Below are 22,877 nucleotides of genomic sequence, written 5' to 3'. Positions count from 1 at the left end.
AACTGGCGCTACTTGATCATGCTGATCCATGACTGGTCGCCGTCCTTCGAGCACTGCCCTCCGGGCGCGAACTTCGGGCAGCTGCCGTCGAGGTTGCGAACGGTGTGCGACACCCACGGCAGGATGCGGTACGTGTTCTCCTTCGCCGGCATGTAGCGGTCGGACATCGACGAGGAGACCGTACCGAACAAGAACAGCAAGGCGAACAGCGTACCGATCACGGCGGCCTGCGGTCCGGGAGGGCCCGCAGGTGCGGGGCTTCCCGCGGCCTCGGCGGCCCGCCGGCGTTCCGCGATCCGCAGTGACACCAGGTGGGCCACCAGGGCGCAGAGCAGCAGGCCGCAGTAGAGCATCTGGTTGTTGGTGCGGGTGTAGAGCTGCACGGTCTGGGTCTCGTACATGTGCGAAGCGATGTACATCCGCATCACCCAGGCGCTCGCGAACATGCAGCAGATGGTGACGACCAGTGGCTTGCGGATGCCGAGCCAGAGTGCGGCGCCGAGTGCGACGAACATCACCACGGCGAACAGGTCCATGCCGCCGAACTCGCCGGGCAGCGGCCATTCGGTGACCTTGCCCGGCATGTCCGTGCGCCACATCAGGAAGTACGCCGGGTCGGTGAAGTTGTCGAACCGGAACGTGGCGTCCTTGGTGTCCTGCCCGTCGGTCAGCATCGTCACCAGGTAGCTGCCGCAGACCAGCAGGTAGGCGGCAACGGTGACGCCCAAGTAGGCCAGGCCCTTGCGGCGGTCGGCCTGCCAGGGGAAGTACATCAGCGCCGCGACCAGCACACCCGCCGCGCTCCACAGGAACCAGCCGGAGTAGGTCAGGAACAGCAGCCCCAGCAGCGCGCCGAAGCCTGCCCCCTTCAGCAGCAGCGACCGCCAGGCCGCCGTCCCGCTGCGGCGCAGCTGCACCACCAGCGCCACGAGGACCGGCACCAGGACCACCAGCACGGTCTGGCTGTACGGCTTGTAGGCGTCGATCAGCGCGAAGGCCGGCAGCACGCCGAAGGCGAGTGCGCGGACCGGGCTGAGCAGCATCCGCCAGCAGAGGTAGACCAGCGGGCCGAACGCGGCGGCGCCGAGGATCTGCAGGTCCTTGAAGGCGTACGCGGTGTTGCCGCCGCGGAACCACTCGGCGTAGTAACCCAGGGTGTACAGCGGCGCCGGCGGGTAGACCGGCGAGCCCGAGGGCTGGCCGTTCGCCACCGCGTGGGCCCACTCGACGATGCGCCCGCTGTCGCCGTTGAGGCCGAACATCGGCCAGGGCGTGCCCAGCAGGGCGATCACCGCGCCGGCCGCCACGAAACCGCTGGCGAGGCCGGCCAGTGCGGCCGAGGAGAAGCGCGCCACCAGGCCGAAGTGCCGGCCGGAGCGGACGCGCCACGCGATCACCACCGCGCCGAGCAGCAGCAGGCCGATCACGGCGAACCGCAGCTGCAGGGCGGCGAGCCCGCTGACCTGGGCGATCCGGTTCAGCGGGTCGAGCTGGAAACCGCGGGCCATCACGGGGAGGATCAGCGCGGCCAGGAAGGCGACCAGCGCCTCGCCCGCGAGCAGCACCGGCGAGGAGGACCAGAACCCGCTGCCGGACCGGCGCTCCGAACGCCCGGTCAGCGAACGTCCGCCCGGCGACGGGACGCGGGAGGCCTCCTGGGCACTGACTGTCACTGGAACGGTCCTCGACTCGTGGTTGCTCACCCGGCCCGCCCGGCGCCTCTTCGCCGACGGGTCGCGGAACGTACGGGGTTCAGGTGCGCGTGGCTGCCCCGGGCATCATAGGTGCTTTGCCCGGCGATGGGCGTCCCGGTCCACGGGCCGTGGCCGCCCGCGGACGCTACGCGAGGGCCAGGAGGATCATCAGGGTCCAGAACGCGCTGCCCATGTAGCCGATCACCAGGCCGAGGACGGCCGCCCAGTCGCCGTCCATGTTGTTCCGGCGGATCTGCGAGCGGGCGATGTGGCCGGTGACCACGGCGGGCAGGGAGAGGCCGGTCACACTGCAGACCAGGGAGAGCACGGCCAGCACGTTGGTCGGGCGGGCCTGCGGGTACGGCGGGGTGGGCAGGAAGGTGGCCGGAACGGGCGGGGCGAGCGGCGCCGACATCGGGCCGGCGGGCAGGTCGGCCACCAGCGCGGCCAGCTGGCCGTAGGTCTGCGCCACGGTGACGGCCTCGTGGCGCTGCTCGTACTCCTCGGCGGAGAGCCGGCCCTCGGCGAACGCGGCCTTCAGCACGTCGACCGTGCGGTCGCGGTCCGCGTGGCCCGCCCGCATCGCGGACTGCGGCGTCGGCGCGGGCTGCGGGACCGGCGCGGGCCACCGGGCGGCGGGCCACCGGGCGTCGCCCCGGCCGTGCTTGTGACCGGGACCGGGTTCGCCCCACGGTTGAACGGACATCCGCCACCTCCCGGTGCCGCGGCACCCCCGCGCACGTTCACTGCTCCTCATAGTGCAGGACGAACGACCGCTCCGAGTAGTTGCCGATTCGGCCCGGCAGCCGCCGGGAGGCGGATTCCGGACGGCGCGCCTCACCCGTTCGGCGGACACGCTCAGGGGATCCTCAACTCGGGCGACAGCTCCGTCCGCCGGTGACAGGCTGAGCCCGAGACCTCCGTCCGACCCGAGCAGAGAAGGCCGCGATGCAGCCGTCAGCACCACCGTCCTCCGACCTCCCCGGGCCGGGCACCCCGTCCGCCGTCAGCATCCGAGGACTGTGGAAGCACTTCGGCACCCAGGCCGCCGTGGCCGGGCTGAGCCTGGAGCTGCCCGCCGGCGCCTTCATCGGCCTGGTCGGGCCGAACGGCGCCGGCAAGACCACCACGCTGTCGATGGTCACCGGCCTGCTGCGGCCCGACCAGGGCGCCGTGCTGATCCACGGCACCGACGTGTGGGCCGACCCGGTCACGGTCAAGGCGCGGATCGGCATCCTGCCCGAGGGCCTGCGGATGTTCGAACGGCTCAGCGGGCGCGAGCTGCTGCAGTACACCGGTCGGCTGCGCGGCCTGCCCGGCGCCGAGGTGGACCGCCGGGCCGAGGAACTGCTGGCCGTACTGGACCTCGGCCGGGACGCCGACAAGCTGGTCGCCGACTACTCCACCGGCATGCGCAAGAAGATCGGCCTGGCCGCGGCACTGCTACACAACCCCGACGTGCTCTTCCTCGACGAGCCCTTCGAGGGCGTCGACCCGGTCTCGGCGCAGACCATCCGCGGCGTGCTCAAGCGGTACGCGGCGGCCGGCTCCACCGTCGTCTTCTCCAGCCACGTGATGGAGCTGGTCGAACAGCTCTGCGACTGGGTCGCCGTGATCGACGCCGGCCGGGTGATCGCCCAGGGCCCGCTGGACACCGTGCGCGACGGGCAGAGCCTGCACGAGGCCTTCCTCGGCCTGATCGGCGTCCGCGAGGACGACGGCCGGGCGCTCGGCTGGCTCGGCGGCGGCCAGGCCGGGAGCGGGCAGTGAGCGCGGCCGCCACCCCCGTACCCGACGGGCGGACGGTCGTCCGCGCGCTGGTGGCGCTCAAACTGCGGCTGCTGCGCAACGGGCTGCGGCGCAGCCCCGGCCGTACCGCCGTCTACGTCATCGGCGCCGCCCTCGGCCTGGCCTTCGCGGGCGGCATCGCCTTCGCCATGGCCATGCTGAACGGCCGCTACGCCGGCTCCGGGGACGCCGGCGTGATGCTGCTCGGCGTGCTCTGCCTCGGCTGGGCGGCGCTGCCGCTCTTCCTCTTCTCCAGCGACGAGAGCGCCGACCCGACCCGGCTCACCATGCTGCCGCTGCGGCCGGGACCGCTGCTGCGCGGCTCGCTGCTGGCCGCGCTGATCGGGCCCGGGCCGCTGGTCAGCCTGGTGCTGGTGACCGGCGCCGCGCTGTCCGGCGCCGACGGCGGCGCCTCGGCCGCGGCCGCGCTGGTCGGCGTGCCGCTCGCGGTGCTCTGCCTGGTCACGCTCTCCCGGGCGGTCGCCGCCGGCAACGCCCGGATGCTCTCCAGCCGGCGCGGCAAGGACTTCGCGATCTTCGGCGGGCTGCTCTTCGCCCTGCTCGTCCAGGCCGCCAACATCGGCTCGCAGAGCATTTTCGGGCGGCCCGGCGATCAGCTCGACCTCAGCCCGCTGAAGCCGATCGCCTCCGTGCTGCGCTGGATCCCGCCGGTCGGTGCGGCGGACGCGGCCCGCACCGCCGGCGAGGGCCGGTACGGGCTCGCGCTGCTCCAGCTCGCGGCGGCCGGCGCCCTGCTCGTCCTGCTGCTGCGCTGGTGGCGGAGCAGCCTGCAGGAGCTGATGGTCACCGCCGACTCCTCCACCCTGGAGGTGGCCCGCGGAGTGCAGGACTCCCGCGGCTGGCGCCTCCTGCCCGGGGGGCGGGTCGGCGCCGTGATGCAGCGCCACCTGCGGTACGCCTGGCGCGAGCCGCGGGCCAAGGCCGCGGTGTTCACGAGCATCGGGATGACCCTGGTGATCTGCGTGCTGTCGATGGTCCAGGGCTGGTCGAGCGTCTACCTGCTGGCGATGACCGGGACCTTCCTCGGGCTGCAGATGCTCAACCTGTTCGGCATGGACGGCTCGGCGTTCTGGATGGTCGCCGCCACCCTGCGCACCCTGGCCGACGCCCGGGACGAGCTGCGCGGCCGGGCGTACGCGGTGCTCTCGTACGCCCTCCCGGTGACGCTGGTGCTCGGCCTCGTGCTGGCCGCCGTCACCGGCGACTGGGCCCGCCTGCCGTCCGCGCTCGGCCTCGCGCTGGCGCTGCTCGGCTGCGGGGTGGCGCTCGGCGCGGTGTTCAGCGTGCTGGCGCCGTACACCATGCCCGCCGACAGCAACCCGATGCGCAACGCCGCCCCCGGGCAGGGCGGGCTGATCCTGCTCAACCAGTTCGGCTCGATGGTCGGTGTGGCACTGCTCACCCTGCCGGTGGGCGGCTACCTCGCCTGGGCGCTGCTCTCGGGCGGGCCGAGCTGGCCGGTGCTCCTGATCGGCCCGCTGTACGGCGCGCTGGTCGCCGTCGTCGGGGTGCGGCTGGCGGCCGCCCGGCTGCTGGAGCGCATCCCGGAGATCCTCGCCAAGGCCATCGAGCGCTGAGCCGGACTGCTCCTCCCCGGTTGTACGGTCCCGGGCACCGGCCCGGGCTCCGGCATCATGGGCAGGAGGGATCAGGCCGTCGAGGCGCCGTCGAGGAGAGCAGGGACACACCGTGGGCAAGCGCGCGCAGCAGGGCGGAGACGCCGGACCGCTGCTGGAGCAGGCCGTACGGTCGGTGCTGACGGCCCCGGACGAGGGGCTGGACCTGGCCCTGGACACCGGGGCGTCACTGCTGGCCGCCTCGCCCGGGCAGTGGCCGGCGGTCAGCCGGGCGCTGCTGGTCCACGCGGACACCGCCGTCGGCCGCTGCTGGTCCGCCGGGTGGCGCCCGGCCGACCTGGCGCGGGTGGTGCGGCGCGGACTGAAGCCCGTCCACCTGGCACTCGCGATCGACCTGATCGCCGCCGAGCACCGCCGCCACCCCGCGGCGGCCCTCGACCGGCGCTGGCAGGAGCAGCTGCGCGAGCTGGAGACCGAGACCTGGTGGCCCGGCGACGAGCAGTACCTGGGCGCCTTCGCCCACCGGCACCGGCTGGACCGCTTCGCGCTCGCCACCGCCGTCCTGGAGCTGCTGCGCACCTGGGGACGGCTGCCGCCGATCGCCCCGGTCGGCCCGGCGCCCGGGCGGGCGCCCCGAGCCGAACGGGCCGGCGGCGGGCCGGTGCCCGGCGAGCCGCGGATGCTGGCCCGGATCCGGGCCCTGCTGGCCAAGGCGGAGTCCACCGAGTATCCCGAGGAGGCCGAGGCACTGACCGCCAAGGCCCAGCAGCTGATGGCCCAGCACAGCATCGACGAGGCCCTGCTGGCCGCCGCCGGCACCGACCGCGACGCCCCGGCGGCGCTGCGGATCGGCGTGGACAACCCGTACGAGGGCCCCAAGACGATGCTGCTGGACGCGGTCGCCGCGGCCAACCGGTGCCGGGTGGTCTGGGCGAAGGAGTTCGGCTTCTGCACCGTGGTCGGCTTCGACGGGGACCTGGACGGCGTCGAACTGCTCTACACCTCGCTGCTGGTGCAGGCCACCCACGCGCTCAACAAGGCCGGCTCCGGCCGGGACTCGCGCAGCAAGGCCTTCCGGCAGTCCTTCCTGGTCGCGTACGCGGCGCGGATCCGCGAGCGGCTGACCGCCGCCACCGAGCGGACCACCAGCGCCGCCGCGGCCGGCCGGCACCTGCGCGAGGACGGCACCGAGGAGCAGCTGCTGCCGGACGAGCGGCTGCTGCCCGCGCTCGCCGCCCGCTCGGAGGCGGTGGACGAGGAGGTCGGCCGACTGTTCCCGAAGCTGGTCTCGCAGCGAGTCCGGGTCAGCGACGGCGAGGGCTGGGCGGCGGGCCGCGCCGCCGCGGACCGGGCCGCGCTGCACGGGCGCGCCGGGCAGATCCGCGGCTAGGGCCTGCCCGGCGGATCTTGCCGGGCGCCGAGATCCACCGGACGGGCCCGAAGACTCGACGCGAGGTCCCTGGGCACGAAGGAAGACCTGATAGAACGTACTCCGCCACGAACGAAGGGGGATTCGACGTGACGGAGCCGGCGGCCGAGTCGGGGTACCGGGACCGGGTGCGCGGAGCGCTGCTCGGCGGAGCGATCGGCGATGCGCTGGGCTGGCCGGTGGAGTTCCAGCAGCTCCACCAGATCCAGGACCGGTACGGCCCGCAGGGCGTGAGGGCGCTGCCGGCCGGCCCCGGGCCGGTCGAGGTCACCGACGACACCCAGATGACCCTGTTCACCGCCGAGGGCCTGATCCGCGGCTTCGTCCGCGGCTGGACGGGCGGCGGCGGCTCCGTCCCCGAGGCCGTGCACGGCGCCTACCGGCGCTGGCTGCTGACGCAGTACCAGCCCGCGCCGGACGCCGAACCGCAACCCCACCCGTACGACGGCTGGCTGCTGCGGCAGCCGTTCTTGTACGCGCGGCGGGCACCGGGCAACGCCTGCCTCAGCGGGGTGTCCGAGCACCCGGTCTTCGAGGCGCCGTCCGCGATCGGGCGGCCGGGGCCGATCAACCCGGGCTCCAAGGGCTGCGGCACGGTGATGCGCTCGGCGCCGTTCGGGCTGGCCCGGCTGGGCACCGAGCAGGCCTTCGGACTGGCTGTGCAGTGCGCCCAGCTCACCCACGGGCACCCGACCGGCTACCTCGCGGCGGGCGCCTTCGCGGCGCTGGTCGAACGGCTGGCGAACGGGACGGAGCCGTGGGCGGCGGTCGGCGAGACCGTGGATCAGATCCGCGAGCTGCCCGCGTCCAAGGAGACCGTCCAGGCGCTGGCCCGGGCGGTGCGGCTCGCCCAGGAGGCCGAGCCCTCGGCGGAGACGGTGGAGCGGGTCGGCCTCGGCTGGATCGCCGAGGAGTGCCTGGCCGTCGCGGTGCACTCGCTGCTGGCGGCCACCCTCGACCCCGACCCGGTGCGCACCGCGCTGCTGCTGTCGGTGAACCACTCCGGGGACAGCGACTCCACCGGCGCGGTCTGCGGCAACCTGGTCGGGGCCGCGTACGGCGCCTCGGCGCTGCCCGCCGAGTGGGCCGGGGCCGTCGAGGGGCGGGCCGAGCTGCGGCAGGTCGCGGACGACCTGCTGGTGCTGTTCGGCAGCCGCGACCCGCTGCACCCGGGGCTCGGCGGGCGCTACCCGGCCCGGTAGCTACTTCGCCTGCGGATCGACGACCTGGCCGAGGAACAGCGGCCGCCCGCCCGAGGTGTCCCGGATCAGGAACAGGAACGGCCGGTCGATGTGCAGCTGGGCGGCCTGTTGTGGGGCGGGCGCCGCCGCCACGCCGATCCCGACGCCGCTGCCGGCCGCCGCGACCGTGCCCTCCTCGTCCACCTGGACGGTGGCCTTCTGCACCACCGTGCTGACGGCGAGCGGCTGGTCCTTGGCGATGCCGCTGAGGTCGGCGTTGTCGAAGGCCGAGTGCACGCCGAGCGAGCGCAGCGCGGGGGTGAGCTCGTCGGAGGTGTCGAAGTGGAAGCGCGGCAGCTGCAGGTCGACGGGCTGCTCGGCGAGGGCGCCGAGGATCCGGTCGAGCTCGGGCTGGTCCAGCTCCTTGGTGAAGGCCGCGAAGCCGCCCTGTGCGGGGACGATCAGGTCCATCGCCAAGTTGCCACCCGCGTAGGGGAGTTCGATGGCCTGCCAGGGCTCGCCGAGGATCCCGCCGGAGCCGTCGGCGTACTTGAACTCGCCGGTCCGGCTCATCGTGGAGACGTTCGCGGCGGTGCCGTCGAGCTTGTGGAACGGGCGGTCCTCGGTGTGCGAGGGCTTGAACTCGGAGGCCCACTTCGCCTTGAGGTAGAGCGCGTCGGTGAGGACCAGCCTGGTGTCCGGGTTGATCGCCTTCGGGGCGAAGAGGTCCTTGATCCGCCCCTCGGTGGCCTTCTCCACGGCCGCGTTGACCGCCTTGCGGCTGCCCTCGGGGTCGTTCTTGAAGTCGGTGGTGTGCACTCCGGCGTCGAAGTCGGCGGCGAGGGTGGCCAGGTAGTCGGGCTCCACCGGAAAGCCCTGCTGCGTCCAGACCTGGTCGCTCTGGCGCAGGGTGACCTGGTCACCGTTCTTGGCCTGCTGGTCGGACGCGCCGACGGCGAGGGCGTACTGCTTCGGGTCGAGCTCGGTGTGCAGGGCCTTGGCCAACTCGTCGGCCGTCGCCCCGCGGGCGCCGGGGAGCACCATGGCGAGCACGGTGGCCAGGCCGGTCGGGGAGACCACGAGGTTGCGCCCCGCGTCGTCCGGCTTGGCAGTGAGGGCGTGCAGGAGGTCCAGCCCGAAGGCGGCGGTGGCCTTCGCGGTAGCCGCCACCTGGGCCGGGTCGACCGCGGGCCGACTCGCCGGCGCGGAGGCCCTGACCTCCGCACCGGCGCCGGCACCGGTACTCCCACAACCGCTGAGCAGCGGCGCGGCAAGCACGGCGGCGAGGAGCAGGGCGGCGCGACGACGGTTTCCGGTGCTGCTGTTCGTCATGGCCCTTCGACGCGCCACCCCCGCTCCGGGTTCCCCGGATCAGTCCCAGAGCGCCCCGAGCTCCAGCAGCTCGTCCCGGTGCTCGATCCGCGCGACCCACTCCCCCGGCCAGGCCTCCTCGCCGTGGTGGGCGCCCGCGAAGGCGCCGGTCAGGCAGGCGAGCGAGTCGGAGTCACCGCCGGAGTAGGCCGCCCGACGGACGGCGGCGACCGGGTCGTCCGGCAGCAGCAGGAAGCAGAGCAGGCCGGTGCCGAAGGCCTCCTCGGCGACCCAGCCCTCGCCGGTGGCCAGGCACGGGTCGGCCTCGACGTCGGGTGCGGCGAGCGCTGCCTCCAGCTGGTCGAGGACGGCGAGGCAGTCGTCCCAGCCCCGGGCGATGACGGCCTGCGGCGAGGCGCCGTACCACTGGTCGGCGAGGTCGCCGAGCCAGAACTCGTCGTACCGCTCGCGGCTCGCCAGCGCGTACGCCCGCAGTACGGCGGGCAGCACGGCCGGCGGAACGCCCTCGGCCAGCTTGCGGACGGCGTACGCGGTGAGGTCGCTCGCGGCGAGCGCGGTCGGGTGGCCGTGGGTGAGCGCGGACTGCAGCTGGGCGGCGCCGGCGGCCTGCCGGGCGTCGAGGTCGCGGATCAGCCCGACCGGGGCGACCCGCATGTTGGCGCCGCAGCCCTTGGAGCCGACGTCGCTGGCCTGCTGCCAGCGGACCTGGTCGTGGCTGAGCCGCTCGCAGGAGCGCAGGCAGGTCATGCCGGGGGCGCGGTTGTTCTCCGGGGAGCGCCACCAGTCGACGAACTCCTCGCGGACCGGCCGCTCCAGGCGCAGGGGCGTCAGCGGCCCACGGGCCAGGGCGGTGCGCAGGCCGCGGCCGAGGGCGAGCGTCATCTGGGTGTCGTCGGTCACCAATGCCTTGGCCGGCAGCGGGAGTTGCCGCCAGTCGGGGTGGTCGGCGGCGATCCGGTCGACGTCCTGGAACTCGGTCGGCCGGCCGAGTGCGTCCCCGATCGCCAGCCCCAGTAGTGCGCCCGTCGCCTTGCCCACGGCAGCCCCCCTCTTTCCGTCACACCTCGACCAGCAGCTCCTTGAGCCCGCGGATCACGTAGCCCGGGTTCCACTCGGGCTCGCGGACCAGCCGCAGGCCCGGGGCCCGGCGCAGCAGTGTGCCGTAGGACTCGGTGAGCTCCAGTCTGGCAAGGGGCGCGCCCAGACAGAAGTGGATTCCGGCGCCGAAGGTGATGTGCGGGTTGTCGGTGCGGCCGAGGTCGAGGCGGTCGGGGTCGGCGAAGCGGTCGGGGTCGCGGTTGGCGGAGCCGAAGAGCAGGGCGATCTCGGCGCCGCGCGGGATGGTGACGCCGCGGACCTCGATGTCCTCCAGGACCCACCGCTCGAACATCTGCAGCGGGGTGTCCCAGCGCATCAGTTCCTCGACGGCGGTGGGCAGCACTTCGTCCACCGAGCCGCGCAGCCGGGCGAGTTCGTCGGGGTGGCGGAACAGCGCCCACCAGCCGTTTCCGGTGGTGTTGACGGTCGCCTCGTGGCCGGCGTTGAGCAGCAGCACGCAGGTGGAGACCATCTCCTGCTCGCTGAGCGCGTCCGAGCCCTCCTGGGCCTGGACGAGCGCGCTGATCAGGTCCTCCCCCGGGGTCTCCCGGCGTTCGCGGATCAGGGCGCGCAGGTAGTCGGAGAACTCGGTGCTCGCGGTGACGGCCCGGCGGGCGGCCTCCTCGCTCGGGTTGAGCTCGAACATCCCGGTGATGTCGGCGGACCAGGGCCGCAGCAGGTGCCGGTCGCCCTCGGGGATCCCGAGCATCTCGGCGATCACGGCGACCGGCAGCGGCTCGGCGACGGCGGCGATCAGGTCGCCGCCGCCGGCCGCGAGCAGGCCGTCGACCAGTTCGCCGGCGAGGCGCCGGACGGTCGGGCGCAGGCCCTCGACCATGCGCGGGGTGAAGGCCTTGGAGACGAGCCGGCGGATCCGGGTGTGGTCGGGCGCTTCCAGGTCGAGCAGGCCGTGGTCGTTCAGGGTGTGGAAGGGCTCGTGCGCCGGGTCGGGCTCGGGGCGGCCGAACTCCGCGTGGCTGAACCGGTGGGTGTAGGTGCGGCCGAGCCGCCGGTCGCGCAGCAGCGCGCTGACGTCCTCGTGGCGGGAGACGAGCCACTGGTTCGTCGGCTCGAAGTACGTCACCGGCGCGTGCGTGCGCAGGTCGGCGTACGCGTCGTACGGGTGGGCCACGAACGCCGCCGACCAGGGGTCGAACTTCGCCGTCGTCGTCATCGCTCGATCACTCCAGGCCGTGAGAGGAAGCCGGGACGATCATCGTATGCAGGCGGTACGTCCGTAAAGGGTCCTTACGCCCCTTCCCTGACCAGCCTCCGCACCAGCTCGGGCAGCGCCTGCGAGATCGGCTCCCGGATCACCTCGTCCGCGGCCTCGTCGAAGGGGGTCGGCTCGCCGTTCACGACGACCAGCCGGGCACCGCCCTCCAGGGCGATCTGCGGCAGCGAGGCCACCGGGTAGACCTGCAGACTCGTCCCCACGGCGATGAACAGGTCACAGCCCTTGGCGATGGCGTCGGCCTGCTGCAGCACCACCGGGTCCAGGTGCTCGCCGAACATCACCGTGCACGGCTTGAGGATCCCGCCGCACTCCCGGCAGGCCGGGTCCGGCTCCCCCGCCTCCACCCGCGCCAGCGCCTCCGCCATCGGCCCGACCGCCCGGCAGTCCAGGCACTGCACCTCCCGTGCGGTGCCGTGCAGTTCGAGCACCTTGCGGGCGCTCAGCCCGGCCGCCTGGTGCAGCCCGTCGACGTTCTGGGTGAGCACCCGCAGCGGCAGCCCGGAGCGCTCCAGCTCGACCAGCGCCCGGTGCCCGGCGTTCGGCTCGGCGGCCAGCGCGCCCGTCTCCAGCCGCAGCCGCCAGGACCGCCGCCGCACCTCCGGATCGGCCAGGTACGGCCCGAGGGTGACCAGCCGCTGGGCCGCCGGGTCCTGCTGCCAAAGCCCCTGCGGGCCGCGGTAGTCGGGGATACCGGAGTCGGTCGAGATGCCCGCGCCGGTGAGCACGGCGATCGGGGGGCGCTTCGCGTTCATGCCCCGGACGGTACGGCCGCCGGCCCGCCCTCGGCCACCGAAAATCCGGGTGCGCCGCCCCAACTCGGGCCGCACACTGGGCCGGTCACCCGCCGTACCGCGAAGGAGCCCCGTGCAGGGAGCAGTCAGCGTCTCGCCCGCCCAGATCCCCGAGCTGTTGCTCGGACTGGCCACCGTCCGCCCGGTGTTCCTCTGGGGGGCTCCCGGGATCGGCAAGTCATCCCTGGTCAGGGCGTTCGCCGAATCGCTCGGCCTGGAGTGCGTGAGCCTGGTCGGCACCCAGCTCGCCCCGGAGGACCTGATCGGCGTCCCGCAGCTCACCCCGGAGGGCCGCTCCCGGTTCTGCCCGCCCGAGCAGATCGCCCGCGACGAGCCGTACTGCCTCTTCCTGGACGAGCTCAACGCGGCCTCGCCGGACGTCCAGAAGGCCTTCTACTCGCTGATCCTGGACCGCCGGATCGGCTCGTACGAGCTGCCGCCCGGCTCGATCGTGATCGGCGCCGGGAACCGCGCCACCGACGGCGCACTGGCCCGCCCGATGGCGTCCGCGCTGGTCAACCGCATGGTCCACGTCCACCTGCGAGCCAACGCCGAGGACTGGCTGCGCTGGGCGGCCGGCGCCGGCATCCACCCCTGGGTCCTCGACCACCTCACCGACCGGCCCGATCACCTGTGGTCCGCCCCGCCCAAGACCGAGGAGCCGTTCTCCACCCCGCGCGCCTGGCACATGCTCTCCGACGCGCTGCACTCCTTCGGCCCGACCCTGGACGAAGAGACCCTCAAGGTGGTCGCGCACGGCCTGCTCACCCCCCAGCACGCGATCGCCTTCTGCGGCTACGCGAAGATCGTCCGCAACTCGTACGGCCTGGAGGCGATCCTCAAGGGCGACGCCCGCTGGCCGCACCGGCTGGAGGACCGCGACCTGCTCTACTACCTGGCCGACGCCTTCCGCGGCCGCCTCGTCAAGGAGCTGCCCGCAAGCAAGGAGCACGCCTCCGGGGCGCAGCGGCAGACCGCCTTCCGGGCCAAGTCGCTGCTGGTGCAGCTGGCCGAGATCTCGGTGGAGGTCGCCCAGACGGTGATCGCCGACGGCGCGGACGGCAACCCGGTGCTGCCCTCCTGGTTCCTGATCGAGGCCGCCCGGGACATGCCCCGGCTGGTCGAGGCCCGCCGGTGAAGCCCGCGGCGGCGAAGGCGAAGAAGCCCGACCCGGGCGCCGAGGTGTTCACCCAGGGCCTCGCCCTGCTGCGCCGCAACCCGGCGCTGGCCGCCCTGCCCGCCCAGGTCTGCCGCAGCGAGGACTGCACGGTCGCCCCGCCCGGCGGCTGGGCGGTGGTCGACTCCGACGGCACCGTGCACGTCAACCCGCGCCGCCGGGCCGAGCCCGAGGAGTGGGCCTGGGTGCTCGCGCACTGCCTGCTGCACCTCGGCTTCGGCCACGTCCCGGCCGCCCGCGGCACCCGGGTCCAGCCGGACGAGTGCGCGGCCGCCGCCCGCTGCGCGGTGGTCAACCGCTTCCTCGCCACCTTCCCGGTCGGCCGCGCCCCGGTCGTCCTCCCGCAGGAGTACCCCGGCGGCGACGAGGAGGAGCTGGCCGCCCGCTGGCGCCGCGACGGCCTGCCGTCGGCCGGGACCGCCGGCACGGCCGGGACCGCCGACCGCGACCAGCTGCTGGTCGAGTGGCCCCGCCACGACCGCGTGCCCAAGGACTGGGAGACCGCCTTCGCGGCCGCGCTCACCCGCACCATGTCCGCCGCGATGGACCGGGCCGGCGGCCGGATCGACGAGCAGACCGGCGAGCGGCTGCCCGAACGGCCCTGGACCAGGGCGCTCAACTGGTTCGTCTCCTCGTACCCGCTGCTCGGCGGCATCGCGGCCGCCTTCACCGTGGTCGCCGACGCCGAACTCGCCCGGGCCCACGGCATCGCGGTCGCCGCGGTCAACGCCGAGGTCGGCGAGATCTACGTCAACCCGCTGCGCCGGCACACCGACGAGGAGTGGCGGTTCATCCTCGGCCACGAGATGCTGCACGCCGCCCTGCGGCACGGCGAGCGCCGTGGCGGCCGGGACCCGTTCCTGTTCAACGTCGCCGCCGACTACGTCATCAACGGCTGGCTGCTGGAGATGGGCGTCGGCGACATGCCCGAAGGCCTCCTGCACGACCCGCGGTTGAAGGGCCTGTCGACCGAGGAGGTCTACGACCGGATCGTCGGCGACCAGCGCCGGATCCGCCGCCTCGCCACGATGGCCGGGAAGAACCGTCCGGACATCCTCGGCGAACCGCTGGACCGCGGCCCGCGCGACTACGTGGACCTCGACGACTTCTACCGGCGCGGCCTGCAGCAGGGCTTCGAGCTGCACCAGCGCCAACGCGGCCTGCTCCCGGCCGGGTTGGTCCAGGAGATCCGCGCGCTCGCCCATCCGCCGCTCCCCTGGGACGCACAACTCGCCCGCTGGTTCGACGAGTTCGTGCCGAGCCCGGAGCCGGTGCGCAGCTACTCCCGCCCCGCCCGCCGCCAGTGCGCGACCCCGGACATCCCGCGAGCCGGCCGCTACCGCCCCGAGGAGGAGGTGCCGCGCTGCACCTTCGGGGTCGTCCTGGACACCTCCGGCTCGATGGACCCGACACTGCTCGGCAAGGCGCTCGGCGCGATCGCCTCCTACGCCGCCGCCCGGGACGTCCCGGCCGCCCGGGTGGTGCACTGCGACGCCGCCCCGCACGACGCCGGCTACCTCCCGGTCGAGGAGATCGCCGGGCGGGTCCGGGTGCACGGCCGCGGCGGCACCGTGCTGCAGCCGGGCATCGACCTGCTGGAACGGGCCGAGGACTTCCCGCCCGGGGCACCCGTCCTGGTCATCACCGACGGCGAGTGCGACGTCCTGCGGGTGCGCCGCGAACACGCCTACCTCGTCCCCCGCGGCGCCGGGCTGCCCTTCACCCCGCGCGGCCCGGTCTTCCGCATGACCTGACGGACGCCGCGCCCGCCGTCACGCCGTGCTCGGAGCCGGGCTCAGAGCAGCACCAGCTGCGGTGTCGCGGCGGCCGGCCGGGCCAGCGGGCTCAGCGCCACCAGGAAGCAGGCGGCGGCGAGCGGGATCAGTGCCAGGTCGACAGCCGAGGCGACCGTCCCGAGCAGCACCAGCACCGGGCTCCACCAGCGCAGCGCCCGGGCCGGGCGCACCGCGGCCGCGACCAGCAGCGCCAGCAGCCCGACGTAGAAGAGCAGCGGACCCACCTGGTAGACGGCGGGCAGCACGCCCGGCACGCCCTGCACCCGGTCGAACAGGCGCGACTGCTCGGCCTTGTCCGCCGCCACCAGGCCGACGACCAGGTCGATCCCGATCTGCACCAGGGAGGCCGCGAGCCCCGCGAAGGCCGTTCCCAGCACCGCGCCCGCCGCCACCCGCCCGACCGCCGTGCCGCGCGGGGCGAGCAGCCGGCGCAGGGCGAGGAAGACCGGGGCGAACAGCAGCAGCCCGGCGAACATCGCGGCGTGGCCGGCCGTCCAGCCGAGGCCGGGCTCCCGGGAGCCCGGCACCAGCCGGATCCCGCCGTAGAGGGCCATCAGCGCGGGGGCGCCGACGACGGCGTACGAGGTGACGCGGCTGCTCGGGGTGGCGTTCATCTGCGATCTCCCTGCGTGTCCGTGATCCGGCGATCCGTGATCCCGGATCCGTGGTCCGTGGTCCGTCTGCGACACCGCACAGCCTGTCCGCCGGCCCCCTCGTCGCGGATCGCCCGTACCGGCGAACCGGCCGCCTCCCCCGCAGGGGGGAGCCCGGCTCAGGCCTCCCCCGCCACCACCGCCCCCGCCTCGTACGCGAACACCACCGCGTGCACCCGGTCCCGCAGCCCGAGCTTGCTCAGCACATTGCTGACGTGCGTCTTCACCGTGTGCTCGCTGACCACCAGCTCCGCCGCGATCTCCGCGTTGGACAGCCCGCGCGCGATCAGCCGCAGCGTCTCCTGTTCGCGCAGGGTCAGCTGCTCCAGCAGCCGGGACGGCGGCCGCACCGCCCGCTCCGGCGCACCCGGGCGCCGGGCGGCGAACTCGCTGATCAGCCGCCTGGTCACCGAGGGCGCGAGCAGCGCCTCCCCCGAGGCGACCATCCGCACCCCGTGCGCCAGGTCGTCCCGCCGGACGTCCTTGAGCAGGAAGCCGCTGGCCCCCGCGTACAGCGCGTCGAAGACGTAGTCGTCGATGTCGAAGGTGGTCAGCATGATCACCTTGGTGGCCGGGAACTCCGCGCACACCCGGCGGGCGGCCTCCAGCCCGTCCATCACCGGCATCCGGACGTCCAGCAGCAGCACGTCCGGGCCGTGCGTGCGCACCGCCTCGACCGCCTCGGCGCCGTCACAGGCCTCGGCCACCACCTCGATGTCCGGCTGCGCGTCCAAGATCATCCCGAACCCGGCCCGCACCAGCTCCTGGTCGTCCGCGACGACCACCCGGATCGGCTTCATCCACCCGCCCTCTCCACCACGCCGTCCGCCCCCAACGGCAGCCGGGCACTCACCACGAAACCCTTGCCCTCCGGCCCCGGGCCGGCCTCGGCCCGCCCGCCGCAGGCCGCCGCCCGCTCCCGGATGCCCACCAGCCCGCGCCCGCCGGACCAGCCGACCACCGTACGGCCGAGGGCCGGCGCCACGCCACGGCCGTTGTCCGACACCACGACCTCCAGCTCCCGGCCGCCCCGCCGCACCCGGATCGCAGCCCGGTCGGCCCCCGAGTGCTTGACCGTGTTGGTCAGCGCCTCCTGCACGATCCGGTAGGCCGTCGCCTCCACGTCCGCGGGCACCGCACCCAGCCCGTCGGCGACGTCGAGGTCCACCCGCAGACCGGCCCGGCGCACCCGCTCCGCGACCTCGCCGAGTTCGGCCAGCCGGGGCTGCGGGGCCAGCTGCGGGCCGGTCCCTTCCTCCTTCAACACCCCGAGCACGCGCCGCAGTTGGACCATCGCGTCGCGCCCGGCGTCGGCGATGGTGTCGAAGGCGCGGATCGCCCGGTCCGGATCGTTGCGCACCACTACCGGCCCGGCCTCGGCCTGGATCACCATCAGGGAGACGGCGTGCGCCAGGATGTCGTGCATCTCCCGCGCGATCCGGGCCCGCTCCTGCGCCACCGCGCGGCCCGCCTCGCTGGCCGCCCGCTCCCCGGCCTCCTGGGCCCGCTCCGCCTCCAGCCGGGCCAGCTGCCGCTGGGCGCGCACCAGCGAGCCGAAGACGTAGGAGCCGACCGAGGTGAGCAGGCTGAAGACCGCGCCGTTCGGGGAGTGCGTCCCGACCAGGTTGCCGACGACCGTGAGGGCCAACACTGACCAGCGCACCCGGTCCGAACACCGTTCCGCCACCGTGTAGAGGCCGATCACACCGGCCAGCGGGACCTGGGCGTTCGCCGAGTGCGCCAGCACCGTCAGCGCGATCTCGGCGGCGCTGTACAGCGCCAGCACGGTCAGTGGCGCCCTGCGCCGCCACGGCAGCGGCAGGGCGGTGGCGACCGCCAGCAGGTAGACCCAGGCCGGCCAGTGCGGGTCGTCGTTGTAGACCGCCCAGGCCGCGACGCCCGCGGACGTCAGCGCCAGCAGCGAGTCCAGCAGGTACGGGTTCAGCCCGGCCGCCCGCATCCGCCACTGCGCCGTACGCTCCACCCCGTCGCCTCCCCCGTGACCAGGGGCGCCGCCCCCGCGGAGAAGATCATGCCCTACCGGGAGGACCTCCGGAACGGCCCGGTCAGACACCCCGGACCGTCACTCCGCCGGACCCGGTCGTCGCCGTGATGCTGTGCGGCGCCCCCGGCTGCGAGGGGATCTCGACATCCACCCCGCCGGAGCCGGACCGCGCGTCCACCGTGTACGCCTCCCCGCCCGGCACCTTCACCGCCACCCCGCCGGCCGAGGTCTTCGCCTCCACCTTCGCGGGCGCCGACGCGAAGTCGACCCGCACCCCGCCGCTCTCGGCGCTCAGCCGGACGTTCTGCGAGGTCAGCCCGGTGGCTTCGACCCCGCCGCTCTGCACCGAGGCCTCCACCTCGGCGGCCAGGCCGGCCAGCCGTACCCCGCCGCTCTGCTCGGTGATCCGCACCTTCGTCCCGGCCGGCACCTGCACGGTGTACCCGACGCCGCAGTCGCTGCAGTCGTACGTCAGCCGCAGCACGCCGTCCTTCACCTCGTGGGTGGTGTTCGGCGGGCTGCCCTGGTAGCTCTGCTTCTCGACCACGTGCACCGCGTCACCGCCGCCGTTCACCACGACCCCGCCGCTGAGCCCGTCGACCACCAGCTCCCTGACCGGCTCGGCCACCCCGTATTCGACCGTCCGGTGCTCCCGGTCGTCCCCGATCGGCAGACAGGCCGACATCCCGACCAGCACGCCCGCCGTGATCGCCATCGCGCCCAGCACCCGCTTCATCCCCGGCCCCCTTCGCAAGCCCGTCATCCCGACGTCGAAAGCCTCCCGCGCCGGCCCCCTCCCCCGCCTCCCTCGCCGGAGCGGTTCGCCGGCCTCCCCCGCACGACGGAGTCGGGGGCCGCCCCGGGAACGACCGGCCCCGGGAACGACGAAGGGCCCGGAGGCTGACTGCCTCCGGGCCCTTCGTTGCTACTGAGTAGCGGGGACAGGATTTGAACCTGCGACCTCTGGGTTATGAGCCCAGCGAGCTACCGAGCTGCTCCACCCCGCGTCGGTGAACACGACCTTACGCGACTTCGCCCGGATTACCTAACCGGATTCCCACCGCCCCCGCCCGGGCCTCCGGAAACGCCCCCGCCCGGGCCCCGGAAACGCCGCAGAGCGGCCACCCCGGAAGGGGTGACCGCTCTGCGATCAGTGACGCGCGACTCAGCCGGTGTACGGGCCGTAGTCGTAGTCGTCCAGCGGAACCGCCTGGCCGGAGCCGGCGCCGAAGGGCGACAGGTCGTAGTCGTCGTAGCCGACGGCCGAGTACATCGCGGCCTTGGCCTCCTCGGTCGGCTCGACCCGGATGTTGCGGTAGCGGGGCAGACCCGTACCGGCCGGGATGAGCTTACCGAGGATGACGTTCTCCTTGAGGCCCAGCAGCGGGTCCGACTTGGCGTGGATCGCCGCGTCGGTGAGGACCCGGGTCGTCTCCTGGAAGGAGGCGGCCGACAGCCAGGACTCGGTGGCCAGCGAGGCCTTGGTGATACCCATCAGCTGCGGACGGCCGGAGGCGGGGTGACCGCCCTCGGCGACGACGCGGCGGTTCTCCTGCTCGAAGCGACCGCGCTCGACCAGCTCGCCGGGCAGCAGCTCGGCGTCGCCCGACTCGATGATCGTCACGCGGCGGAGCATCTGCCGGATGATGATCTCGATGTGCTTGTCGTGGATCGACACACCCTGCGAGTTGTAGACCTTCTGGACCTCGGCGACCAGGTGGATCTGGACGGCACGCTGGCCCATGATGCGCAGGACGTCGTGCGGGTTGGTGGCACCCATGGTCAGCTTCTGGCCGACCTCGACCGCCTCGCCCTCGCTGACGAGCAGCTTGACACGCTTCGAGACCGGGTAGGCGATCTCGTCGGTGCCGTCGTCCGGCGTGATGACCAGCTTGCGGGTCTTCTCGGTGTCCTCGATCCGGACGCGGCCCTGCGCCTCCGAGATCGGGGCCACACCCTTGGGGGTGCGGGCCTCGAAGAGCTCGACGACACGCGGCAGACCCTGGGTGATGTCGTCACCGGCCACACCACCGGTGTGGAAGGTACGCATCGTCAGCTGGGTACCGGGCTCACCGATGGACTGGGCGGCGATGATGCCGACCGCCTCACCGATGTCGACCAGCTTGCCGGTGGCCAGCGAGCGCCCGTAGCACATGGCGCAGGTTCCGACGGCCGACTCACAGGTCAGGATCGAGCGGGTCTTGACCTCGCTGATGCCGTGGCGGATCAGCTCGTCGATCAGCACGTCACCGAGGTCGGTGTTCGCGGTGGCCAGCAGCTTGCCGTCGACGGTGATGTCCTCGGCGAGCATGCGGGCGTACACGCTGGTCTCGACGTCGTCGGCCTTGCGCAGCACGCCGTCCGCACCCACGGAGCCGATCGCCAGCTTCAGGCCGCGCTCGGTGCCGCAGTCCTCCTCGCGAATGATGACGTCCTGGGAGACGTCGACCAGACGACGGGTGAGGTAACCGGAGTCGGCGGTACGGAGGGCGGTGTCGGCCAGACCCTTACGGGCACCGTGGGTGGAGATGAAGTACTCCAGCACGGACAGACCCTCACGGAACGACGCCTTGATGGGTCGCGGGATGGTCTCGTTCTTGGCGTTCGACACCAGACCACGCATACCGGCGATCTGGCGCATCTGCATCATGTTTCCGCGAGCGCCCGAGTCGACCATCATGAAGATGGGGTTCGTCTTCGGGAAGTTCACGTTCATGGCCTCGGCGACCTCGTTGGTCGCCTGGGTCCAGATGCCGATGAGCTCCTGCTTGCGCTCGTCGTTGGTGATCAGACCGCGCTCGTACTGACGCTGGACCTTCTCCGCCTTCGCCTCGTAGCCCTCCAGGATCTGGGGCTTGTTCGGCGGGACGACGACGTCGGAGATCGAGACGGTGACACCCGAGCGGGTCGACCAGTGGAAGCCGGCCGCCTTCAGGTTGTCCAGGGTCGCCGCGACGACGACCTTGGGGTAGCGCTCCGCCAGGTCGTTGACGATCGCGGAGAGCTGCTTCTTGCCCACCTCGTAGTCGACGAACGGGTAGTCCTCGGGCAGCAGCTCGTTGAAGAGCGCGCGGCCCAGGGTGGTGGTCAGGCGGAAGGGCTCGCCGTCGAACCAGTTCGACTGGCCGTCCTCGTCCAGCGGCGGGGTCCAGCCGCGCGGCGGGACGGTGCCGGCCGGCAGACGCAGCTCGATCGGGGCCTGGACGTCCAGGTCGCGGGCGTCGAAGGCCATGATCGCCTCGGCGGTCGACGAGAAGGTGCGGCCGGCGCCCTTCACGTTGTCGCGGTCCGAGGTCAGGAAGAACAGACCGAGCACCATGTCCTGGGTCGGCATGGTGACGGGGCGACCGTCGGCCGGCTTCAGGATGTTGTTCGAGGACAGCATCAGGATGCGGGCCTCGGCCTGCGCCTCCGCGGAGAGCGGCAGGTGGACGGCCATCTGGTCACCGTCGAAGTCCGCGTTGAACGCGGTGCAGACGAGCGGGTGGATCTGGATGGCCTTGCCCTCGACCAGCTGCGGCTCGAAGGCCTGGATGCCGAGGCGGTGCAGGGTGGGCGCACGGTTCAGCAGGACGGGGTGCTCGGCGATGACCTCTTCGAGCACGTCCCACACGACCGGGCGGGCACGCTCGACCATGCGCTTGGCCGACTTGATGTTCTGCGCGTGGTTCAGGTCGACCAGGCGCTTCATCACGAACGGCTTGAAGAGCTCCAGCGCCATGGCCTTCGGCAGACCGCACTGGTGCAGCTTGAGCTGCGGGCCGACGACGATGACCGAACGGGCCGAGTAGTCGACTCGCTTGCCGAGCAGGTTCTGACGGAAACGACCCTGCTTGCCCTTGAGCATGTCGCTCAGGGACTTCAGCGGGCGGTTGCCCGGGCCGGTGACCGGACGACCGCGGCGGCCGTTGTCGAACAGCGCGTCGACGGCCTCCTGGAGCATGCGCTTCTCGTTGTTCACGATGATCTCGGGGGCGCCGAGGTCGAGAAGCCGCTTCAGGCGGTTGTTGCGGTTGATGACGCGGCGGTACAGGTCGTTCAGGTCGGAGGTCGCGAAGCGGCCACCGTCCAGCTGCACCATCGGACGCAGGTCCGGCGGGATGACCGGGACGCAGTCCAGCACCATGCCGTTGGGCTTGTTGGTGGTCTGCAGGAACGCGGAGACGACCTTGAGGCGCTTCAGCGCACGGGTCTTCTTCTGGCCCTTGCCGGTGCGGATGATCTCGCGCAGCCGCTCGGACTCCTCGGCCAGGTCGAAGGTCTCCAGGCGGTCCTTGAGGGCCGCCGCGCCCATCGAGCCGGAGAAGTAGGTGCCGAAGCGGTCGCGCAGCTCGCGGTAGAGCAGCTCGTCGCCCTCCAGGTCCTGGACCTTGAGGTTCTTGAAGCGGGCCCACACCTCGTCGAGGCGGTCGAGCTCGCGCTGCGCGCGGTCGCGCAGCTGCTTCATCTCGCGCTCGGCGCCCTCGCGCACCTTGCGGCGCACGTCGGCCTTGGCGCCCTCGGCCTCCAGCTCGGCCAGGTCGGTCTCGGCCTTCTTGGCGCGGGCTTCGAGGTCGGCGTCGCGGCGGTTCTCGATCTGCTGGCGCTCGACGGAGACGTGCGCCTCCAGCGACGGCAGGTCGCGCTGGCGGCGCTCGTCGTCGACCCAGGTGATCATGTAGGCGGCGAAGTAGATGACCTTTTCGAGGTCCTTCGGCGCCAGGTCCAGCAGGTAGCCCAGACGGGACGGGACACCCTTGAAGTACCAGATGTGGGTGACCGGGGCGGCCAGCTCGATGTGGCCCATCCGCTCGCGGCGCACCTTGGCGCGGGTCACCTCGACGCCGCAGCGCTCGCAGATGATGCCCTTGAAGCGGACGCGCTTGTACTTACCGCAGTAGCACTCCCAGTCCCGGGTCGGGCCGAAGATCTTCTCGCAGAAGAGGCCGTCCTTTTCGGGCTTCAGGGTGCGGTAGTTGATGGTCTCCGGCTTCTTGACCTCGCCGTGGGACCACTGGCGGATGTCGTCGGCGGTGGCCAGGCCGATGCGGAGCTCGTCGAAGAAGTTGACGTCAAGCACTGGTCGTCAAGCCCTCTTTCGTAAGTCGAGAGTCGTTCA

At 73.0% G+C, this 22,877-nt stretch carries 17 protein-coding genes and 1 tRNA gene; 6 read left to right on the top strand and 12 right to left on the bottom strand.

Annotated features, from left to right (window positions below):
- Window positions 1-8: 8 nt before the first annotated feature.
- Both BX285_RS08695 and BX285_RS08690 read right to left on the bottom strand, forming a co-directional pair.
- Window positions 9-1,673, bottom strand: a complete 1,665-nt coding sequence (locus BX285_RS08695; protein WP_097237476.1) for a hypothetical protein — start codon at window positions 1,671-1,673, stop codon at window positions 9-11.
- A gap of 166 nt (window positions 1,674-1,839) precedes the next feature.
- Complete coding sequence (locus BX285_RS08690; RefSeq protein WP_306458872.1) at window positions 1,840-2,400, bottom strand: DUF1707 and DUF4190 domain-containing protein; 561 nt, start codon at window positions 2,398-2,400, stop codon at window positions 1,840-1,842.
- 242 nt (window positions 2,401-2,642) lie between these two features.
- Here BX285_RS08690 and BX285_RS08685 point away from each other — a divergent pair, with 242 nt between their 5' ends.
- The 4 genes from BX285_RS08685 (at window position 2,643) to BX285_RS08670 (ending at window position 7,711) form a co-directional block, all read left to right on the top strand.
- The gene (locus tag BX285_RS08685) at window positions 2,643-3,464 is read left to right on the top strand and encodes an ABC transporter ATP-binding protein (protein ID WP_097237475.1); all 822 of its coding nucleotides are present in this window, start codon (window positions 2,643-2,645) and stop codon (window positions 3,462-3,464) included.
- Entirely contained in the window at window positions 3,461-5,080 is a 1,620-nt protein-coding gene (locus BX285_RS08680; protein ID WP_121174845.1) for a transporter, read from the top strand. Before BX285_RS08685 ends, BX285_RS08680 begins: the two co-directional genes overlap by 4 nt.
- A gap of 112 nt (window positions 5,081-5,192) precedes the next feature.
- Complete coding sequence (locus BX285_RS08675; protein WP_097237473.1) at window positions 5,193-6,470, top strand: DUF2786 domain-containing protein; 1,278 nt, start codon at window positions 5,193-5,195, stop codon at window positions 6,468-6,470.
- 128 nt (window positions 6,471-6,598) lie between these two features.
- Window positions 6,599-7,711: an ADP-ribosylglycohydrolase family protein gene (locus BX285_RS08670; RefSeq protein ID WP_259470465.1), complete on the top strand. Its 1,113-nt coding sequence runs from the start codon at window positions 6,599-6,601 to the stop codon at window positions 7,709-7,711.
- On the opposite strand, the gene BX285_RS08665 is transcribed toward BX285_RS08670, so the two are convergent.
- The 4 genes from BX285_RS08665 to BX285_RS08650 all read right to left on the bottom strand — a co-directional run bounded on the left by BX285_RS08665 (window position 7,712) and on the right by BX285_RS08650 (window position 12,109).
- Window positions 7,712-9,022 (bottom strand): serpin family protein, encoded by a 1,311-nt coding sequence (locus BX285_RS08665; RefSeq protein WP_121174844.1) that lies wholly within the window; start codon window positions 9,020-9,022, stop codon window positions 7,712-7,714. It abuts the gene before it with no gap.
- Window positions 9,023-9,061: 39 nt separating this feature from the next.
- Window positions 9,062-10,060: an ADP-ribosylglycohydrolase family protein gene (locus BX285_RS08660; protein ID WP_097237471.1), complete on the bottom strand. Its 999-nt coding sequence runs from the start codon at window positions 10,058-10,060 to the stop codon at window positions 9,062-9,064.
- Window positions 10,061-10,079: 19 nt separating this feature from the next.
- Window positions 10,080-11,294 carry a cytochrome P450 gene (locus BX285_RS08655; RefSeq protein ID WP_121174843.1) on the bottom strand — a complete coding sequence of 405 codons (1,215 nt, stop codon included), beginning with the start codon at window positions 11,292-11,294 and terminating at the stop codon, window positions 10,080-10,082.
- 74 nt (window positions 11,295-11,368) lie between these two features.
- Complete coding sequence (locus tag BX285_RS08650) at window positions 11,369-12,109, bottom strand: Sir2 family NAD-dependent protein deacetylase (protein WP_121174842.1); 741 nt, start codon at window positions 12,107-12,109, stop codon at window positions 11,369-11,371.
- Between the two features lie 112 nt (window positions 12,110-12,221).
- Between BX285_RS08650 and BX285_RS08645 the strand changes: the two genes are divergently transcribed.
- Window positions 12,222-13,286, top strand: a complete 1,065-nt coding sequence (locus BX285_RS08645; protein ID WP_097237469.1) for an ATP-binding protein — start codon at window positions 12,222-12,224, stop codon at window positions 13,284-13,286.
- Window positions 13,283-15,079 (top strand): DUF2201 family putative metallopeptidase, encoded by a 1,797-nt coding sequence (locus BX285_RS08640; RefSeq protein WP_121174841.1) that lies wholly within the window; start codon window positions 13,283-13,285, stop codon window positions 15,077-15,079. Before BX285_RS08645 ends, BX285_RS08640 begins: the two co-directional genes overlap by 4 nt.
- Window positions 15,080-15,120: 41 nt before the next feature.
- Here the strand turns inward: BX285_RS08640 and BX285_RS08635 are convergent, their stop codons facing one another.
- The 6 genes from BX285_RS08635 to BX285_RS08610 all read right to left on the bottom strand — a co-directional run bounded on the left by BX285_RS08635 (window position 15,121) and on the right by BX285_RS08610 (window position 22,838).
- On the bottom strand, window positions 15,121-15,735 hold the full coding sequence (locus BX285_RS08635; RefSeq protein WP_097237467.1) for a hypothetical protein: 615 nt from the start codon (window positions 15,733-15,735) through the stop codon (window positions 15,121-15,123).
- A 158-nt stretch (window positions 15,736-15,893) separates the two neighbouring features.
- Complete coding sequence (locus BX285_RS08630; RefSeq protein ID WP_097237466.1) at window positions 15,894-16,574, bottom strand: response regulator transcription factor; 681 nt, start codon at window positions 16,572-16,574, stop codon at window positions 15,894-15,896.
- Complete coding sequence (locus BX285_RS08625) at window positions 16,571-17,758, bottom strand: sensor histidine kinase (RefSeq protein WP_259470464.1); 1,188 nt, start codon at window positions 17,756-17,758, stop codon at window positions 16,571-16,573. Before BX285_RS08625 ends, BX285_RS08630 begins: the two co-directional genes overlap by 4 nt.
- A gap of 82 nt (window positions 17,759-17,840) precedes the next feature.
- A complete protein-coding gene (locus BX285_RS08620) occupies window positions 17,841-18,515 on the bottom strand; it encodes a DUF4097 family beta strand repeat-containing protein (RefSeq protein ID WP_183107032.1) in 675 nt (224 codons plus the stop codon).
- A 197-nt stretch (window positions 18,516-18,712) separates the two neighbouring features.
- Window positions 18,713-18,786, bottom strand: a tRNA-Met gene (locus BX285_RS08615).
- Between the two features lie 158 nt (window positions 18,787-18,944).
- Entirely contained in the window at window positions 18,945-22,838 is a 3,894-nt protein-coding gene (locus BX285_RS08610; protein WP_097237463.1) for a DNA-directed RNA polymerase subunit beta', read from the bottom strand.
- Window positions 22,839-22,877: the final 39 nt, after the last annotated feature.

It is taken from the genome of Streptomyces sp. 1114.5, assembly GCF_003635085.1.
In the GTDB taxonomy this organism is placed as follows: domain Bacteria; phylum Actinomycetota; class Actinomycetes; order Streptomycetales; family Streptomycetaceae; genus Kitasatospora.
The sequence above is the reverse complement of the archived record's forward strand: the minus strand, read 5'-3'. Positions and strand labels throughout refer to the sequence as shown.

What these genes read in the sequence shown, in the direction of transcription:
- BX285_RS08690 (WP_306458872.1), bottom strand. Translation starts at nt 2,400, where the DNA reads ATGTCCGTTCAACCGTGGGGCGAACCCGGTCCCGGTCACAAGCACGGC.
- BX285_RS08650 (WP_121174842.1), bottom strand. Translation starts at nt 12,109, where the DNA reads ATGAACGCGAAGCGCCCCCCGATCGCCGTGCTCACCGGCGCGGGCATC.
- BX285_RS08630 (WP_097237466.1), bottom strand. Translation starts at nt 16,574, where the DNA reads ATGAAGCCGATCCGGGTGGTCGTCGCGGACGACCAGGAGCTGGTGCGG.
- BX285_RS08620 (WP_183107032.1), bottom strand. Translation starts at nt 18,515, where the DNA reads ATGAAGCGGGTGCTGGGCGCGATGGCGATCACGGCGGGCGTGCTGGTC.
- BX285_RS08685 (WP_097237475.1), top strand. Translation starts at nt 2,643, where the DNA reads ATGCAGCCGTCAGCACCACCGTCCTCCGACCTCCCCGGGCCGGGCACC.
- BX285_RS08655 (WP_121174843.1), bottom strand. Translation starts at nt 11,294, where the DNA reads ATGACGACGACGGCGAAGTTCGACCCCTGGTCGGCGGCGTTCGTGGCC.
- BX285_RS08635 (WP_097237467.1), bottom strand. Translation starts at nt 15,735, where the DNA reads ATGAACGCCACCCCGAGCAGCCGCGTCACCTCGTACGCCGTCGTCGGC.
- BX285_RS08665 (WP_121174844.1), bottom strand. Translation starts at nt 9,022, where the DNA reads ATGACGAACAGCAGCACCGGAAACCGTCGTCGCGCCGCCCTGCTCCTC.